The organism is Variovorax sp. V116, from assembly GCF_041154435.1.
Taxonomy (GTDB): domain Bacteria; phylum Pseudomonadota; class Gammaproteobacteria; order Burkholderiales; family Burkholderiaceae_C; genus Variovorax; species Variovorax paradoxus.
The window spans coordinates 2,823,400-2,839,647 of the sequence record NZ_AP028661.1; the positions used below are offsets into that span (position 1 = coordinate 2,823,400).

General features: G+C 69.8%; 16 protein-coding genes. 14 read left to right on the forward strand and 2 right to left on the reverse strand.

What is annotated here, in order from left to right:
- Positions 1–411: 411 nt before the first annotated feature.
- Genes bioA through bioD form a run of 3 tightly spaced genes read left to right on the forward strand, consistent with a single transcriptional unit; the run spans position 412 to position 3,822 of the window.
- Positions 412–1,809, forward strand: a complete 1,398-nt coding sequence (gene bioA / locus ACAM58_RS13510; RefSeq protein WP_369662985.1) for an adenosylmethionine--8-amino-7-oxononanoate transaminase — start codon at positions 412–414, stop codon at positions 1,807–1,809.
- On the forward strand, positions 1,793–3,025 hold the full coding sequence (gene bioF / locus ACAM58_RS13515; RefSeq protein ID WP_369662986.1) for an 8-amino-7-oxononanoate synthase: 1,233 nt from the start codon (positions 1,793–1,795) through the stop codon (positions 3,023–3,025). The genes bioA and bioF overlap by 17 nt, the downstream gene beginning before the upstream one ends.
- Complete coding sequence (bioD, locus tag ACAM58_RS13520) at positions 3,022–3,822, forward strand: dethiobiotin synthase (RefSeq protein WP_369662987.1); 801 nt, start codon at positions 3,022–3,024, stop codon at positions 3,820–3,822. The genes bioF and bioD overlap by 4 nt, the downstream gene beginning before the upstream one ends.
- On the opposite strand, the gene ACAM58_RS13525 is transcribed toward bioD, so the two are convergent.
- Positions 3,805–4,854 carry an aldo/keto reductase gene (locus tag ACAM58_RS13525; RefSeq protein WP_369662988.1) on the reverse strand — a complete coding sequence of 350 codons (1,050 nt, stop codon included), beginning with the start codon at positions 4,852–4,854 and terminating at the stop codon, positions 3,805–3,807. The genes bioD and ACAM58_RS13525 overlap by 18 nt on opposite strands.
- 237 nt (positions 4,855–5,091) lie before the next feature.
- Here ACAM58_RS13525 and ACAM58_RS13530 point away from each other — a divergent pair, with 237 nt between their 5' ends.
- Positions 5,092–6,084 carry an AraC family transcriptional regulator gene (locus ACAM58_RS13530; protein ID WP_012747916.1) on the forward strand — a complete coding sequence of 331 codons (993 nt, stop codon included), beginning with the start codon at positions 5,092–5,094 and terminating at the stop codon, positions 6,082–6,084.
- Between the two features lie 20 nt (positions 6,085–6,104).
- Here ACAM58_RS13530 and ACAM58_RS13535 read toward each other — a convergent pair whose 3' ends face one another.
- The gene (locus tag ACAM58_RS13535; protein WP_369662989.1) at positions 6,105–6,548 is read right to left on the reverse strand and encodes a universal stress protein; all 444 of its coding nucleotides are present in this window, start codon (positions 6,546–6,548) and stop codon (positions 6,105–6,107) included.
- A 105-nt stretch (positions 6,549–6,653) separates the two neighbouring features.
- On the opposite strand from ACAM58_RS13535, the gene ACAM58_RS13540 reads away from it, so the two are divergent.
- From ACAM58_RS13540 to ACAM58_RS13585, 10 genes are all read left to right on the forward strand, one after another.
- The gene (locus ACAM58_RS13540) at positions 6,654–8,987 is read left to right on the forward strand and encodes a heavy metal translocating P-type ATPase (protein ID WP_369662990.1); all 2,334 of its coding nucleotides are present in this window, start codon (positions 6,654–6,656) and stop codon (positions 8,985–8,987) included.
- Positions 8,987–9,124, forward strand: a complete 138-nt coding sequence (gene ccoS, locus ACAM58_RS13545; protein ID WP_012747919.1) for a cbb3-type cytochrome oxidase assembly protein CcoS — start codon at positions 8,987–8,989, stop codon at positions 9,122–9,124. The genes ACAM58_RS13540 and ccoS overlap by 1 nt, the downstream gene beginning before the upstream one ends.
- A 65-nt stretch (positions 9,125–9,189) precedes the next feature.
- A complete protein-coding gene (gene ccoN / locus ACAM58_RS13550; RefSeq protein ID WP_012747920.1) occupies positions 9,190–10,629 on the forward strand; it encodes a cytochrome-c oxidase, cbb3-type subunit I in 1,440 nt (479 codons plus the stop codon).
- Positions 10,630–10,638: 9 nt separating this feature from the next.
- On the forward strand, positions 10,639–11,268 hold the full coding sequence (gene ccoO / locus ACAM58_RS13555) for a cytochrome-c oxidase, cbb3-type subunit II (protein WP_278878322.1): 630 nt from the start codon (positions 10,639–10,641) through the stop codon (positions 11,266–11,268).
- Positions 11,269–11,281: 13 nt separating this feature from the next.
- Entirely contained in the window at positions 11,282–11,422 is a 141-nt protein-coding gene (locus ACAM58_RS13560; protein WP_012747922.1) for a CcoQ/FixQ family Cbb3-type cytochrome c oxidase assembly chaperone, read from the forward strand.
- Between the two features lie 19 nt (positions 11,423–11,441).
- On the forward strand, positions 11,442–12,353 hold the full coding sequence (ccoP, locus tag ACAM58_RS13565; protein ID WP_369662991.1) for a cytochrome-c oxidase, cbb3-type subunit III: 912 nt from the start codon (positions 11,442–11,444) through the stop codon (positions 12,351–12,353).
- 18 nt (positions 12,354–12,371) lie between these two features.
- Entirely contained in the window at positions 12,372–13,832 is a 1,461-nt protein-coding gene (ccoG, locus tag ACAM58_RS13570; protein ID WP_369662992.1) for a cytochrome c oxidase accessory protein CcoG, read from the forward strand.
- A 12-nt stretch (positions 13,833–13,844) separates the two neighbouring features.
- Positions 13,845–14,141: a FixH family protein gene (locus tag ACAM58_RS13575; RefSeq protein ID WP_369662993.1), complete on the forward strand. Its 297-nt coding sequence runs from the start codon at positions 13,845–13,847 to the stop codon at positions 14,139–14,141.
- Positions 14,138–15,550, forward strand: coding sequence for an oxygen-independent coproporphyrinogen III oxidase (hemN, locus tag ACAM58_RS13580; RefSeq protein WP_369662994.1), 1,413 nt, complete (start codon positions 14,138–14,140; stop codon positions 15,548–15,550). The genes ACAM58_RS13575 and hemN overlap by 4 nt, the downstream gene beginning before the upstream one ends.
- A 2-nt stretch (positions 15,551–15,552) precedes the next feature.
- On the forward strand, positions 15,553–16,245 hold the full coding sequence (locus ACAM58_RS13585) for a sulfite exporter TauE/SafE family protein (protein WP_369662995.1): 693 nt from the start codon (positions 15,553–15,555) through the stop codon (positions 16,243–16,245).
- The last annotated feature ends 3 nt before the right edge of the window (positions 16,246–16,248 follow it).

Consider the following 16,248-nt stretch of genomic DNA (forward strand, 5'->3'; position numbering starts at 1 on the left):
TGAATGATGAATGGATGGACATTCATTTGTCCGCGCGGTGCCTGCCCGCCGGTGTCGGAATTGGCCCACCGCGGGCGTCGTCCAAGCCTCATGCGCAGGCACGGTGGGGCGCGGAATTTGCCGATAGCCGATATCTGCCACCAGGCTGTCCGATCACGCCAACCACCCCCTCGATCAAGGTAAGAACTCGATACTCCGCAAAAATCTTTGTCGCCGCCAAGACAACTTGCATTGGCCTTGCGGACCCGCCTCCGTACACGATGCCGCCCTGTTGCGCGGCCTTGGTCCGAACGGGCGTGCTACCCCGGCCAACGTCGTTCAAGTGCCCGCATTCCGATGCCCGCACCGGCGGTTTGCCGCGCCGCATGGGCGCCGATACGATCCCGCGCCTTGCCCCAAAGGAATGCGCGGATGCCGCCAACGATTGCTTCTCCCTCGATGCCCGCCGCATCGAAAAACGCCGGCTGGCAGCAGCGCAGCCGGCGCCACGTCTGGCATCCGTGCACGCAGAGCATCCGGCTCGAGGCGGTGCCGCCGCTGCCGATCGCGCGGGGCGAGGGCGTCTGGCTGTTCGACCACGACGGACGCCGCTACCTCGACGCAACGAGCTCGTGGTGGGTCAATCTCTTCGGCCATGCGCACCCGGCCATCAACGCCGCGCTCAAGGACCAGCTCGACACGCTCTCGCACGTGATGCTCGCGGGCTGCACGCACGCGCCGGCCGTCGAGCTGGCCGAGCGGCTCGCCGCGCTGACCGGCCATGCGCTGGGCCATTGCTTCTATGCCTCGGACGGCGCCTCGGCGGTGGAGATCGCGTTGAAGATGAGCTTTCATGCCTGGCGCAATGCGGGCCGCGCCGGCAAGCATGACTTCGTCGCGCTGCGGCAGGGCTACCACGGCGAAACGCTGGGCGCGCTGCATGTGACCGACGTGCCGGTGTTCCGCGACGCGTACGCGCCGCTGCTCGCGAATGCGCACCTCGTGGCATCGCCCGACGCCCGGGCCGCGCGGTCGGGCGAAGACGCCGCTGCCGTGGCGCGCCGTGCCGCGGCCGAGCTCGAAGCGCTGCTGGCCGAACGGCATGCATCGATCGCCGCCGTGATCGTCGAGCCGCTGGTGCAATGCGCCACCGGCATGGCGATGCACGACCCCGACTACTTGCGCCTCGTGCGGGCACTGTGCGACCGCTACGGCGTGCACCTCATCGCCGACGAGATTGCAGTGGGCTGCGGGCGCACCGGCAGCTTCTTCGCCTGCGAGCAGGCCGGCATCTGGCCCGACTTCCTGTGCCTGTCCAAGGGCATCAGCGGCGGCTACCTGCCGCTGGCGCTGGTGATGACGCGCGATGCGATCTACCAGGGCTTCGTGGACGACGACGTGGCGCGCAGCTTCCTGCATTCCCATTCCTACACCGGCAACGCGCTGGCTTGCCGCGCGGCGCTGGCCACGCTCGACCTGTTCGAGCACGAGGACGCGCTGCGCCGCAACCGCGCCCGCGCCGAGCGGCTGATCGGCCGCTTGCGCGAGGGGCTGCACGGCATGCCCGTCGATCACCTGCGCCAGCGCGGAATGATCACGGCCTTCGACGTGCGCGAGCCCGGCGCCCGGTTCGCGGAACGCTTTCACCTGGCCGCACGCGCAAACGGACTGCTGATGCGCCCGATCGGCCCGACCGTCTACCTCATGCCGCCCTACGCGATCGGCGACGACGACATCGACCGGCTGGTCGACGGCACCCTGGCCACGCTGGAAGCGGTGGCCGCTTCCGCCCACGCAGAGGAAGGAGGCCGCAATGCCGCGCTTGCTTGAACGCCTGCAGGACGAGATCACGGCGCTCGACGCGCAATCGCTGCGGCGCCGCCGGCAGATCGCCGAAACCGCCTGCGCACCCGGGCAATCGCTGACGCTGGCCGGCGCGGGCGCGCCGCGCACCATGCTCGGCTTCAGCAGCAACGACTACCTCGGCCTGGCCGCGCATCCGGCGCTGGCCGCCGCACTGGCCGAGGGCGCGGCGCGCTACGGCACGGGTAGCGGCGGGTCGCACCTGATCCTCGGCCACTCGCGCGCGCACGCCGAGCTCGAGGAGCGGCTGGCCGGCTGGATGGCGCCGTTCATCCCGGAGGCGCAGAGCCTGTTCTTCTGCACGGGCTACATGGCCAACCTCGCGGTGCTGTCGGCGCTCGGCGGCGCGGAGGCGGTGATCTTTTCGGAGTCTCTCAACCACGCATCGCTGATCGACGGGGCGCGGCTGGCCAAGGCGCGGGTCGAGCGCTATCCGCACTGCGGCGTGGCCGCGCTCGATGCGCAGCTCGGCGCCTGCGATGCGCCGGTCAAGCTGATCGTGAGCGATGCGGTCTTCAGCATGGACGGCAACATCGCGCCCGTGGCCGAGCTGCTCGCGCTGGCCGAGCGCCACGACGCCTGGCTGGTGCTGGACGATGCGCACGGCTTTGGCGTGCTCGGCGCCACGGGTCGCGGCGTGCTGCAGGCCATGGGGCTGCGCTCGGAGCGGCTGGTGCTCGTCGGCACGCTGGGCAAGGCGGCCGGGGTGTCGGGCGCGTTCGTGGCGGCGCACCGCACGGTCATCGACTACCTGGTGCAGCGCGCGCGGCCGTACATCTTCACCACCGCCGCGCCGCCGGCCATTGCGCATGCGCTGCTCGCGAGCCTCACGCTGATCGAAAGCGAGGAAGGCGACCTGCGCCGCGCCCATTTGAAGGCGCGCATCGCCCAGCTGCGCCGCGGCCTCGAGGCGATCCTGCCGGCGGACGGCAGCGCCTGGCTGCCCGAATCGCCCACCGCGATCCAGCCGCTGGTCGTCGGCGACAACGCGCGCGCGATGCAGGCGATGGCGCAACTCGATGCCCGCGGTTTGCGCGTCGGCGCGATCCGCCCGCCGACAGTGCCCGCCGGCACCGCGCGGCTGCGGATCACGCTGTCGGCCAGCCACTCGGAGGACGATGTGGCGCGGCTGCTCGATGCCTTGGGCGATGCGTTGGCGCGGCCGTGGAAAGAGGCCGCATGAGCGCCGCGCTGCGTGCACCCACGGCACACCGCCGCTGGTTCGTCACCGGCACCGACACGGGCGTCGGCAAGACGCTGGCCAGCAGCGCGATGCTGAGCCTGCTGGCCGCCTCGGGCCTGCGCGCGGTCGGCATGAAGCCGGTGGCCGCAGGGCTGGAGCTGGTCGATGGCGCCTGGCGCAACGATGACGTCGAGCAGCTGCGCGCGGCCGGCAATGTCGATGCGCCGCTGGCCCTGCGCTGCCCGTACCTGCTGCGCGCGCCGATGTCGCCGCATCTGGCGGCAAGGGAGGAGGGCGTGCGCATCGAATTGCCGCCGCTGCTGTCGGCCTTCGCGGCGTTGTCGCAGTGCGCCGACGCGGTGGTGGTCGAAGGCGTGGGCGGCTTCTGCGTGCCGTTCGGCGACGACCTCGACAGCGCCGAGTTGGCCGTGGCGCTGGGACTGCCGGTGATCCTGGTGGTCGGGCTGCGCCTGGGCTGCCTGAACCACGCGCTGCTCACGGCGGAGGCGATCCGCGCGCGCGGGCTCGTGCTGGCGGGGTGGATCGCGAGCACCATCGAACCGGGCATGCTGGCGCCCGAAGCCAATCTGCAGACGCTGCGCGGCCGGCTCGGTGCGCCGCTGCTCGGTGTGGTGCCGCACCTGGCCGAACCCTCGGCGGCCAGCGCCGCGCGGCACCTCGACCTGCGCGCATTGCGCGCCACGGCGGCCTACGCGGCGCGCCGGTCGGCGGAGCTGGCCGAGTTCAGCCACCCGGCGACGCCGGCCGAGCTCAGCCGCTCAGCCGCGCTGGCCTGATTCAGCCAGCCGCTTCGCCCGCGCGCCGCCCTGGCGCTCGAGCATCCAGCCGGGGTACTCGGAGGGCAGGGCGCTCACCTTGCCGAGTTCGGCCAGCTCGTCGGCGGAGAGCCGGATCGCGGTGGCGGCAATGTTGTCGTCCAGCTGCGCGACGCGCTTGGCGCCGACGATCACGCTGGTCACCACCGGCTGGTGCAGCAGCCACGCAAGCGCGATCTGCGCCACCGACACCTTGCGCGCTTCGGCCAGCTGGCGCATCACGTCGATGCAGTCGTAGGCACGCTCGACGTTCACGGGCGGAAAGTCGAAGCTGGTGCGGCGGCTGCCTTTCTCGGCTTCGGTGCCACGCCCGTACTTGCCGCTCAGCAGGCCACCCGCCAGCGGGCTCCAGACCATCAGGCCGAGGTTTTCGCTCTGCAGCATCGGCGCCAGTTCGCGCTCCAGGTCGCGGCCCGCGATGGTGTAGTAGGCCTGCAGCGATTCGAAGCGCGCGAGCCCCTGGCGCTCGGCAATGCCCAGCGCCTTCATGATCTGCCAGGCCGCCCAGTTGGAAACGCCCACGTAGCGCACGTGGCCCTGCTGCACCAGGTTGTCCAGCGCGCGCACGGTTTCCTCGATGGGCGTGACGGGGTCGAAGCCGTGGATCTGGTAGAGGTCGATGTGGTCCAGCTGCAGGCGCCTGAGGCTGGCCTTCACGCCGTCCATGATGTGGTAGCGCGAGGCGCCGGCCGCGTTGGCGGTCTTGCCGGTCTCGCCGAACACCTTGGTGGCGACCACCACGTTCTCGCGCGGCACCTTGAGGTTCTTCAGCGCCTGGCCGGTGATGGTTTCCGACAACCCTTCGGAATACACGTCAGCGGTGTCGATGAAGTTGATGCCGGCGTCGAGCGCGCGGCCGACCAGGCCTTCCGCCTCGGACTGCTGGAGGTTGCCGATCTGGCCCCAGATGCCGCTGGCGCCGCCGAAGGTCATGGTGCCGAGGCAGAGTTCGGAAACGAACAGGCCGGTGCGGCCGAATTTGCGGTACTGCATGAGAGATGTCCTTTGGATGGGTGGCGCAAGAAGGAGGCCGGAAAGCCCCCGCCGTCCGCAAAAGTATCCGGCCGCGGCGCCGGGCATGGCGAGCGCGTTCCTGCAAAGTCCTTGCCTATTTCTCCAGACCTCCTGCACGGGCCGTGCAGATTCGTTGGCGTGGCGCTAAGCTTTGAACCACCCGATCCTCCACGCCGGCCGCCACCGCGGCCCCATCCGTGACAAGGCCCCCCGAACATGCCCCAAGACACACCCGAAATCGCTGCCGCCATTGCCCAGCCGATGCCGCTGGAGCCCGAACTCGACGAAGCCAGGAAGGAACTGGTCGCGCTGATCAACCGCATCACGCGCGGCCAGGACGGCACCGTGGAAACGCCGGTGGCCGGCCTGCAGGTGTTCTGCATCAGCAAGCCCGACGGCCCCAAGCATGCCTTCGCGACCCCGGCGCTCGGGCTCATCGCGCAGGGCTCCAAGCGGATCATCGTGGGCGACGACATCTATGTGTACGACCCGATGCACTACCTGGTGACCTCGGTCGACCTGCCGGTGTGCGGCCAGGTGCGCCTGACGAGCGACAACGAGCCCTACCTGGGCGTGCGGCTGGAACTGGCGATCGACGAGATCGGCAAGCTCATCGGCGACGAGAAGCTGCCCGCGAAGGCCAATGCGCCTGCCTCCCGCGGCATGTACGTCAACCGCATCGGCATGCCGGTGCTCGAGCCGGTGCTGCGGCTGCTGCGGCTGGTCGAGTCGCCCGAGGACGTGCCGATCATGGCGCCGCTCATCAAGCGCGAGATCATGTACCGCCTGCTGGTGAACGGGGAGGGCGCGCGGCTGCGGCAGATCGCGCTGCAGGACAGCCACACCCAGCGCATCGCCAAGGCGATCAGCGCGCTGCGCATCAACTATTCGCAGTCGCTGCGGATCGAGGACATGGCGCGCGCAGTGCACATGAGCGTGTCGTCGTTCCACCATCACTTCAAGGCCGTGACGGCCATGAGCCCGCTGCAGTACCAGAAGCAGCTGCGCCTGCAGGAAGCGCGCCGCCAGATGCTGATGGCCGGCGCCGACGTGTCGAGCGCGGCGCACAGCGTGGGCTACGAGAGCCCGTCGCAGTTCGCGCGCGAGTACAGCCGCATGTTCGGCGCGCCGCCGCTGCGCGACAAGCGCCGCTGGCTCAGCGACGCCGAGAACGACGCGCTCGGCGCGGGCTCGATGCAGGCCGCCTGAAGCTGAGGCCCGCCGCGCGGTCAGCGCAGCACCAGCACGGGCAGCGTGGAGTGCGTCAGCACGTGCTGCGTCTCGCTGCCCAGCAGCAGCCGCTTGATGCCCTTGCGGCCGTGCGAGGCCATGACGATCAGGTCGCACTTGTGCTTCTTTGCGGCGGCGACGATCGATTCGGCCACCAGGTCCGAGTTGGCGATGGCGGTCTTCAGCTGCACGCCGCTCGCCACCGCGCGCGCGGCCACGGCGTCGAGCATGTCCTGTGCCTTGTCGGCCCATTGCTTCTCGACCCGGGCGATGTCTTCGGGCGAGAAGGACATCGCGCCGTCGAAGTAGCTCTTGGGGTAGCGCGGCACCACGGTGAGCGCGACAAGGTCGGCATCGTGCCGGCTCGCGAGGGCGATCGCGCTCGTGACCGCCTTCTTCGAGAGCGTGGAGCCGTCGGTGGCCACGAGAATGCGCTTGTACATGGTTTTTCTTTCCGGAGACGTGTGCCGCGAGCTTAGGCAGGCAGCCACCCGCGCCGCTTGATGCAGATCAAATGCGCGCGCCTGGCCGGCCCTTAGCCTTGCCCGATGCAAGCCGCGCTCGCCTCCTTTTCCCCGGCCGCCGCGCTCCCACGGGCACCCCGTGAGGCGTGGCAGGTGCTCGACGATCCCGCCGAATGGCCCGCCTTCGGCCATGCGCTCGATGGCGGCGATGCGGGCACGGGGCGCTGGGAATCGCAGGTGGCGGTGGAAGGCATGCACTGCGCGGGCTGCGGCCTCGCCGTGGAGGCCGCGCTGCTGCGCGTCGCGGGCGTGCTCGAGGTGCAGGTGAATGCCGCGAGCCAGCGTGCCCGCGTGCTGTGGTCCGCCGCGCAGACGCGGCCCTCGCGCTGGTTCGAGGCTTCAGAGGCCGCCGGCTACCGGCTGGTGCCCGCCGCCGACGGCTCCGCACGCGAGCGCCGTTCGCGCGAGTTGCGGCTCGCGCTCTGGCGCTGGCTGGTGTCGGGCTTTTGCATGATGCAGGTGATGATGTACGCCTACCCGGCCTACATCGCGCAGCCCGGGGAAATGACGCCGGACGCCGCCCAGCTGCTTCGCTGGGCCTCCTGGGTGCTGACGCTGCCGGTGCTGTTCTTCTCCTGCGGGCCGTTCTTTCGCAGTGCGTGGCGCGACCTTCGCCATGCGCGCATCGGCATGGACGTGCCGGTCGCCTTCGGCATCGCCATTGCGTTCGCGGTCAGCACCGCGGCCACCTTCGACGGCGCGGGCGCATTGGGACACGAGGTCTATTTCGACTCGCTGACCATGTTCGTGTTCTTCCTGCTCACGGGCCGCTGGCTCGAGGCGCGGCTGCGCGACCGCACGGCCGGCTCGCTCGAGGCCGTGATGAACCGCCTGCCCGATGGCGTCGAGCGGCTCGGGGCCGATGGCGGCTGGCAGCGCGTGGCGGTGCGGCGCCTGGCCGCGGGCGACGTGGTGCGGGTGCGCCCGGGCGAGGCCTTTCCGGCCGACGGCGTGCTGATCGACGGCGGCACCAGCACCGACGAAGCGCTGCTGACCGGCGAATCCCGCCCCGTGGCGCGGGCGCGCGGCGAGCGCGTGCTGGCGGGCAGCCACAACCTCTCGGCCACCGTGCAGCTGCGCATCGAATCGGTGGGCGAGGGCACGCGCTTCGCGCAGATCGTGCGGCTGATGGAAAGCGCCGCGCTCGGCAAGCCGCGCCTGGCCCAGCTCGCCGACCGCATCGCGCGGCCGTTTCTCGTGCTGGTGCTGGTGTCGGCTGCCGGCGCCGCGGCTTTCTGGTGGCATGCCGACCCGGGCCGCGCGCTGATGGTGGCGGTGGCGGTGCTGATCGTGACCTGCCCGTGCGCGCTCTCGCTCGCCACGCCGGCCGCCATGCTTGCGAGCGCGGGCGCGCTGGCGCGCGGCGGCGTGCTGACCTCCAACCTGCAGGCGCTGGAGGCGCTGGCCTCGGTCGATACGGTGATCTTCGACAAGACGGGCACGCTGACCGGCGACACGCCGCGCCTGGAACGCGTGTACTGCCGCCAGGGTTTGCGCCCGGGCGATGCGCTGGAGATCGGCGCCGCGCTCGGCGCGCACTCGCTGCATCCGGGCGCGCGTGCACTGGTGAATGCATGGAATGCGCAGTTCCGCGCGCCGCCCGGCTGGGAGGTCACGCAACCGACTGAGCTGGCCGGTCTCGGGCTCGAAGGCCTGCTGCGCCGAAGCGGCGATGCCGGCGGCCCGGCGCGGCGCGTGCGGCTGGGCTCGGCGAACCATTGCGGCGTGGCGCCGCTGCAGGTCGAGGCGCCGCAGGTGCACCTGAGCGACGAGCAGGGCTGGATCGCGAGCTTCGTGCTGGCCGAGGAGCTGCGCCGGGACGCCGCCGCCGCGGTGGCGGCGCTGCAGGCCGAAGGCGTCACGGTGCGCCTGCTGTCGGGCGACCGCGACAGCGCCGCGCGGGAGATCGCTGCGCGCGCCGGCATCGAATTCGCACAGGGCGGCTGCACGCCCGAGGACAAGCTCGCGGTCCTGTGGCGGCTGCAGGCCGAAGGCCGGCAGGTGGCGATGGTGGGCGACGGCCTGAACGACGGGCCTTCGCTGGCGCGCGCGAATGCCTCCTTCGCCTTCGGGCGCGCCGTGCCGCTCGCGCGCGCACGGACCGACTTCGTGGTGCCGGGCGATGCGCTCGCGGCCATTCCGCGCACCATCGCGCAGGCGCGGCGAACGCTGCGCGTGGTGCGGCAGAACCTGGCATGGGCGGCCGGCTACAACGCGCTGTGCGTGCCGCTGGCCGTCATGGGCTGGCTGCCCGCCTGGCTGGCCGGGCTGGGCATGGCGGCGAGTTCGCTGGTGGTGGTGCTCAATGCGGCGCGGCTCGCGGCCCCCGCAGCTTCCGAGGCCAGGGCGGTGCGCTGATGGACATCCTCTTCCTGCTGATCCCGCTGTCGGTCGTGCTGGTGCTCGCCATACTTGGCGGCCTCTGGTGGGCCATCGAGCGCGGGCAGTTCGAAGACATCGAGATCGAAGGCGACCGCATCCTGCGCGGCGATTGATCTGCATCAAACCCTCGGGAGGAGGGCGCGGGGACACTGCCCGCAGTCCATCAAGAGGCACCACGATGCAAGAACCCCATCCTCCCGCAGCGGTCTACGACGACACCGCCGTACGGCAGCTCGCCCTCATGTCCGTGGTCTGGGGCGTGGTCGGCATGCTGGTCGGCGTGATCATCGCCACCGAGCTCGCCTGGCCCGAATTCAGCCTTGGCATCCCGTGGCTCAGCTACGGGCGGCTGCGGCCGCTGCACACCAACGCGGTGATCTTCGCGTTCGGCGGCTGCGCGCTCATGGCCACCAGCTTCCACGTGGTGCAGCGCACCTGCCAGGTCCGGCTGTTCGCGCCGGCGCTCGCGTCGTTCGTGGTCTGGGGCTGGCAGGCGGTGATCGTGGCCGCCGCCATCAGCCTGCCGCTGGGCTACACCACGGGCAAGGAATACGCCGAGCTCGAATGGCCGATCGACATCCTGATCGCGGTGGTGTGGGTGGCCTATGCGGTGGTGTTCTTCGGCACCATCGGCATGCGCCGCGTGCGCCACATCTACGTGGCCAACTGGTTCTACGGCGCCTTCATCATCGCGGTGGCGCTGCTGCACATCGTCAACAGCGCCGAGATTCCGGCGGGTTGGATGAAGAGCTACTCGGCCTATGCCGGCGTGCAGGACGCGATGGTGCAGTGGTGGTACGGCCACAACGCGGTGGGCTTCTTCCTCACCGCGGGCTTCCTCGGGATGATGTACTACTACATCCCCAAGCAGGCCGGCCGGCCGGTGTATTCGTACCGGCTCTCCATCGTCCACTTCTGGGCGCTGATCTTCACCTACATGTGGGCCGGCCCGCACCACCTGCACTACACGGCGCTGCCGGACTGGACGCAGTCGCTGGGCATGGTGTTCTCGCTGATCCTGCTCGCGCCGAGCTGGGGCGGCATGATCAACGGCGTGATGACGCTCTCGGGCGCCTGGCACAAGCTGCGCACCGACCCGATCCTGCGCTTCCTGATCGTGGCGCTGTCGTTCTACGGCATGTCGACCTTCGAGGGTCCGATGATGTCGATCAAGACCGTCAACGCCCTGAGCCACTACACCGACTGGACCATCGGCCACGTGCACTCCGGCGCGCTGGGCTGGGTGGGCTTCATCACCATGGGCTCGCTGTACTACCTGATCCCGCGCATGTACGGCCGCACCGCCATGTTCAGCGTGAAGGCCATCGAGGCGCATTTCTGGATGGCCACCATCGGCATCGTGCTGTACATCGCCGCCATGTGGATCGCCGGCGTGATGCAGGGCCTGATGTGGCGCGCCATCAATCCCGACGGCACGCTCACCTACACCTTCGTGGAGAGCGTGAAGGCCACCTTCCCGTTCTACGTGGTGCGGCTGGCCGGCGGCCTGCTGTATCTGGCCGGAATGCTGGTGATGGCATGGAACGTGTGGATGACCGTCATCTCCGGGCGCTCCATGCAGGCCGCCATTCCCCCCGTTGCCATTGCCCACGCCTGAGGAAGCGCCATGACGCAAAAGACCCCCTCCAGCACCGGCTTCACCCATGAGAAGGTGGAGACCAACAACCTGCTGATGATCGTGCTGATCCTCGTGGTCGTCGCCATCGGCGGCCTGGTCGAGATCGTGCCGCTGTTCTTCCAGAAGTCGACCACCGAGCCGATCCAGGGCCTGAAGCCGAACACCGCGCTGCAGCTGGCCGGCCGCGACGTCTACCTGCGCGAGGGCTGCTACAACTGCCACTCGCAGATGATCCGGCCGTTCCGCTCGGAGACGCTGCGCTACGGCCACTACTCGGTGGCCGGCGAGTTCGTCTACGACCATCCGTTCCAGTGGGGCAGCAAGCGCACCGGCCCCGACCTGCACCGCGTGGGCGGCAAGTACAGCGACGAATGGCACCGCATCCACCTGAACAACCCGCGCGACCTGGTGCCCGAATCGAACATGCCGGCCTATGCCTGGCTGGACAAGACCCAGGTCGATGCCGATGCCGTTCCGCGCCACATGCGTGCGCTGCGCCAGGTCGGCGTGCCCTACACGGACGAGGAGATCGCCCGTGCCGCCGACGACGTGCGCGGCAAGACCGAGATGGACGCCACCGTGGCGTACCTGCAATCGCTGGGCCTCGCGCTCAAGTAGGGAGCACCGAACCATGATCGACATCACCACCTTGCGCGTTGCCGCCACCGTTTCGTGCTTCGTGCTTTTCCTCGGCATCGTGGCCTGGGCCTATGCCCGCCGCAACGCGCCGCGCTTCGAGGAAGCCGCGCAGCTGCCGTTCGAGCAGGACTGAAGAACAAAAGGGGCCCACGATGAGCGATTTCGTCAACAACTTCTGGTCCAACTACGTTGCCGCGGGCGCGGTGCTGAGCATCCTCGGATGCATGCTGCTGCTGTGGCTCACGGCCCGCAAGCGCGTGCCTTCCGATGCGGACAACACCACCGGCCACGTGTGGGACGAGGACCTGCGCGAGTCCAACAATCCGCTGCCCATGTGGTGGATCGGCCTTTTCGTGCTGACCATCGTCTTCGCGGTGGGCTACCTGGTGGTCTTTCCGGGCCTGGGCAGCTTCAGCGGCCAGGCGAACTGGAGCACCCGGAGCGAGTACGAAGAGGACGTGGCCAAGGCCACCGCGGCGCTGGCGCCCGTCTACGCGAGCTACGCCGGCATGACCATGGAAGACATCGCGCGCGAACCCAAGGCCATGGCCATCGGCGAGCGCCTGTTCATGAACAACTGTTCCCAGTGCCACGGCTCCGATGCGCGCGGCAGCAAGGGCTTTCCCAACCTGACCGACAAGGACTGGCTGCACGGCGGCACGCCCGAGAAGATCGCCGAGACCATCACCAAGGGCCGCATCGGCACGATGCCGCCAATGGCCGCGGCGGTGGGCACGCAGGACGACGTGAAGAACGTGGCGAACTACGTGCTGAGCCTTTCAGGTGCGCCGCACGATTCGGTGCGCGCCGGCCTCGGCAAGTCAAAGTTCACGGTGTGCGCCGCCTGCCACGGCATCGGCGGCGTGGGCAACCAGGCGGTGGGCGCGCCCAACCTGAGCGACAAGACCTGGCTGCATGGCTACGGCGAGGCGGCCATCGTGCAGATGGTCAATGCCGGCAAGCACAGCGAGATGCCCGCGCAGGAAGGCCGGCTCACCGAGGCGCAGATCAAGCTGCTCGCGTCCTATGTGTGGGGACTTTCCAACCCTGCCACGGGGCCCTGACGCCGCCAGGCCATCACCATGGATCCATCCGCTCCCGTTTCCGCCGCATCGGCCCAGGCCGGCCCCGGCACGCGCAAGATCATTCCGATCGCGCCGGCCGAGAGCGAGTCGGTGGGCCTGTACGAGGCCTCCAAGAAGATCTATCCGCGCACCGTGCGCGGCATGTTCGCGCGCTGGCGCTGGGGCATGGTCTTCCTGACCCAGCTGCTGTTCTACGGCCTGCCGTGGGCCCAGTGGGGCGAGCGGCAGCTGCTGCTGTTCGACCTGGCCGCGCGGCGCTTCTACGTCTTCGGCCTGGTGCTGTATCCGCAGGACCTGATCTACCTCTCGGGGCTGCTGGTGGTGAGCGCGCTGGCGCTCTTTCTCTTCACCGCCGTGGCCGGGCGGCTGTGGTGCGGCTATGCCTGCCCGCAGACCGTCTACACCGAGATCTTCATGTGGGTGGAGCACCGGATCGAGGGCAACCGCACCGCGCGCATGCGGCTGGACGGGGAATCGATGTCGCTCGAGAAGCTGGTGAAGAAGTGGTTCAAGCACCTGGTGTGGATCGGCATCGCCATGTGGACGGGCTTCAGCTTCGTGGGCTACTTCACGCCGATCCGCGAGCTGGGCATGGCCTTCCTGCAGACCCGGATGGGCTCGTGGGAAGTGTTCTGGGTGTTCTTCTACGGCTTTGCGACCTATGGCAACGCGGGCTTCATGCGCGAGCAGGTGTGCAAGTACATGTGCCCGTATGCGCGCTTCCAGAGCGCCATGTTCGACCGCGACACGCTCATCGTCAGCTACGACCCCAAGCGCGGCGAGCCGCGCGCGCCCCGGCGCAAGGGCATCGACCCGCGCAGCATGGCGCTGGGCGACTGCATCGACTGCGGGCTGTGCGTGCAGGTGTGCCCGACCGGCATCGACATCCGCCAGGGGCTGCAGCACGAATGCATCGGCTGCGGCCTGTGCGTGGATGCCTGCGACACGGTGATGCAGAAGATGGCCTATGCGCCGCGGCTGATCCGCTACGACACGCAGAACGGCATGGAGGCCGGATGGTCGCGCCGCCAGCTGCTGCGCCGGGTGCTGCGTCCGCGCGTGCTGGTCTACAGCGCCATCCTGTCGCTGCTGGTCGTCGGGCTGCTCGCGAGCCTCGTGGCGCGCACGCCGCTGAAGGTGGACGTGGTGCGCGACCGCGCCTCGCTGGCCCGCATCGTCGAGGACGGCCCGCTCGAGAACGTCTACCGGCTGCAGATCATGAACGCCACCGAGGAGCCGCGCGACTACCGCATTGCCGCCCACGGCATCGAGGGCCTGACCGTCTCGCCCGGCGCGGCGGTCGCGGTGGGTGCGGCGCAGTCGCGCTGGGTCGCGGTGCGGCTGCAGGTGCCCTACGGCGCGGTTCCCGCGGGCTCGCACACGGTGCACTTCGACATCCGGGACGAACGCGGCGGTTTTCAGGTGTCGGAGAAAGCGGTCTTCCTGGTGCCGCGCTGAAGGAGACGAAAGATGAATGCAACGACGAACGATCCGCCGGCTGCCGGCGATGCATGGTGGCGCCACCCGCTGCTGTGGATGGTGATTGCCGGCCCGGCGCTGGTGGTGGTCGCAAGCTTCGTGACCTTCTGGGTTGCCTGGGGCGGCGCCGACCCGCTGGTGTCGGAAGACTATTACCGCCGCGGCGTCGAAATCAACAAGGCCCTGGCGGACAAGACACTGATGCCCGCCGTCAACGGCAGGAACCACGCGGCGACACCGGCCGAGGCCTTGCCGCTGCCCCGCAATCTTCCCGAGCGTCCGCAATGACACAGCCTTGCACCGCCTCCACGGGGCTTCCAGATGCCGCCCCCTTGTCGGCTGCCGTGCTGCGGCAGTTCGACGTTGCGGGCCCGCGCTACACCTCGTATCCCACGGCCGACCGGTTCATCGAAGCCTTCGGTGCGGACGAGTACGCAGCGGCGCTGCGCGAGCGGCGCGATGCGGGCGCTTCGGCGCCGCCGCTGTCGCTCTACGTGCACATTCCGTTCTGCGAATCGCTGTGCTACTACTGCGCATGCAACAAGGTGGTGACGCGGCACCATGAGCGGGCCACCCAGTACCTGGCCTACCTGGCGCGCGAGACCCGGCTGCAGGCCGCGCAGCTGGGCCGCCGCGCCGCCGTGAGCCAGTTGCACCTGGGCGGCGGCACGCCCACCTTCCTGAGCGACGCGGAGCTGGGCGAACTGCTGGCCATGCTGCGCGAATCCTTCGACTTCGTCCCCGGCGGCGAATGGTCCATCGAGATCGATCCGCGCACCGTCGATGCCGCGCGGCTCGCCAGCCTGGCGACGCTGGGTTTCAACCGGCTGAGCTTCGGCGTGCAGGACTTCGACCCCGAGGTGCAGAAGGCCGTGCACCGCATCCAGCCCGCGCACCAGGTGTTCGGCTTGATGGCCGATGCGCGCGCGCTGGGATTCAAGTCGATCAACGCCGACCTGATCTACGGGCTGCCGCGCCAGAACGACAGGTCCTTCGAGCGCACCATGGCCCAGGTCTGCGAGCTTCGGCCCGACCGCATCGCGCTCTACGCCTATGCACACCTGCCCGAACGCTTCAAGCCGCAGCGGCGCATTGCCGCGGACGAACTGCCCGACGCCGCCGCGCGGGTGCGGATGCTCTCGCGCGCCATTGCCACGCTCAGCGATGCGGGCTACGTCTACATCGGCATGGACCACTTCGCGCTGCCGGACGATCCGCTGGCGGTGGCCAAGCGGCAGGGGCGGCTGCAGCGCGACTTCCAGGGCTACAGCACGCAGCCGCAGGGCGACCTGGTGGCGCTCGGCGTTTCCGCCATCGGCCGCATCGGCGCCAGCTACAGCCAGAACGCCAAGACGCTGGACACCTACTACGACCTGCTCGGCCAGGGCCGCCTGCCCGTGGTCCGCGGGCTTGCGCTGTCGCGCGACGACGTGCTGCGGCGCGCGGTCATCATGGCGGTGATGTGCAGGGGGCGGGTGGTGTTCGACGCCATCGGCGAGGCGCACCGCATCGACTTCCGGCACTACTTCGCGGCCGAGTTCGCGGCGCTCGGGCCGCTTGTGGCCCAGGGACTGGTGCGGGTCAGCGACCACGACATCGAGGTCACGGCCGAGGGCTGGTTCGTGGTGCGCGCCATCGCCATGGTGTTCGACCGCTATTGCCGCGAGAACCGCACGCGCTTTTCGCGCGTGGTCTGAGCATGCAGACCGCGTGGGCCGCCTTGCTGATGGGCCTGGCAGGCGGCCCGCACTGCGTGGCCATGTGCGGCGTGGCCTCGGCCGCGGTGATCCGCATCGTGCCGGCGGCGGCGGGCGGCCATGCCAACACTGCCTTCGCGGCGCCGGCGGCCTTTCATGTGGGCCGCATCGCAAGCTACGCCGCCGCGGGCGCCATTGCGGCCGCAAGCGTGGACAGCCTGGCCCAGGCCAGCGCGCAGGTCGCCGCGCTCAGGCCGCTGTGGATGCTGCTGCATGTGTTCGTGTTCGCATGGGGCGCCATGCTGGCCGTCGCGGGCCGGCAGCCGGTATGGGCGCAGCGCGTCGGCCGAACGCTCGAAGCGCGCCTTCGCCCGCTGGCCGGCGGCACGCCGCTGGGGCTGCTGGCCGCGGGCGCACTCTGGGTGGCCATGCCTTGCGGGCTGCTCTACTCGGCGCTGCTGCTGGCCAGCCTGGGCAACGGGCCGCTGCAGGGCGGTCTCGCGATGGTGCTGTTTGCCATCGGCAGCGGCATCTCGCTGGTGCTGGCGCCGTGGCTGTGGCAGCGGCTGCGCTGGGGCGGCACCGGCCGGCTCCAGGCCTGGGGCGCGCGCCTGGCGGGCGTGCTGCTGGCGGCGGTGGCGCTGCAGGCGCTCTGGGCGGACCTCGGCCACCGGATCGCCGACTGGTGCCGCTGAGCG

Bases quoted from the DNA above. Each gene is read 5' to 3' on its own strand.
- hemN (WP_369662994.1), top strand. From the start codon at position 14,138: ATGACACAGCCTTGCACCGCCTCCACGGGGCTTCCAGATGCCGCCCCC.
- ccoP (WP_369662991.1), top strand. From the start codon at position 11,442: ATGAGCGATTTCGTCAACAACTTCTGGTCCAACTACGTTGCCGCGGGC.
- ccoO (WP_278878322.1), top strand. From the start codon at position 10,639: ATGACGCAAAAGACCCCCTCCAGCACCGGCTTCACCCATGAGAAGGTG.
- ccoG (WP_369662992.1), top strand. From the start codon at position 12,372: ATGGATCCATCCGCTCCCGTTTCCGCCGCATCGGCCCAGGCCGGCCCC.
- ACAM58_RS13535 (WP_369662989.1), bottom strand. From the start codon at position 6,548: ATGTACAAGCGCATTCTCGTGGCCACCGACGGCTCCACGCTCTCGAAG.
- ACAM58_RS13575 (WP_369662993.1), top strand. From the start codon at position 13,845: ATGAATGCAACGACGAACGATCCGCCGGCTGCCGGCGATGCATGGTGG.
- ccoN (WP_012747920.1), top strand. From the start codon at position 9,190: ATGCAAGAACCCCATCCTCCCGCAGCGGTCTACGACGACACCGCCGTA.
- bioF (WP_369662986.1), top strand. From the start codon at position 1,793: ATGCCGCGCTTGCTTGAACGCCTGCAGGACGAGATCACGGCGCTCGAC.
- ACAM58_RS13530 (WP_012747916.1), top strand. From the start codon at position 5,092: ATGCCCCAAGACACACCCGAAATCGCTGCCGCCATTGCCCAGCCGATG.
- bioD (WP_369662987.1), top strand. From the start codon at position 3,022: ATGAGCGCCGCGCTGCGTGCACCCACGGCACACCGCCGCTGGTTCGTC.
- ACAM58_RS13560 (WP_012747922.1), top strand. From the start codon at position 11,282: ATGATCGACATCACCACCTTGCGCGTTGCCGCCACCGTTTCGTGCTTC.
- ACAM58_RS13540 (WP_369662990.1), top strand. From the start codon at position 6,654: ATGCAAGCCGCGCTCGCCTCCTTTTCCCCGGCCGCCGCGCTCCCACGG.
- bioA (WP_369662985.1), top strand. From the start codon at position 412: ATGCCGCCAACGATTGCTTCTCCCTCGATGCCCGCCGCATCGAAAAAC.
- ccoS (WP_012747919.1), top strand. From the start codon at position 8,987: ATGGACATCCTCTTCCTGCTGATCCCGCTGTCGGTCGTGCTGGTGCTC.
- ACAM58_RS13585 (WP_369662995.1), top strand. From the start codon at position 15,553: ATGCAGACCGCGTGGGCCGCCTTGCTGATGGGCCTGGCAGGCGGCCCG.
- ACAM58_RS13525 (WP_369662988.1), bottom strand. From the start codon at position 4,854: ATGCAGTACCGCAAATTCGGCCGCACCGGCCTGTTCGTTTCCGAACTC.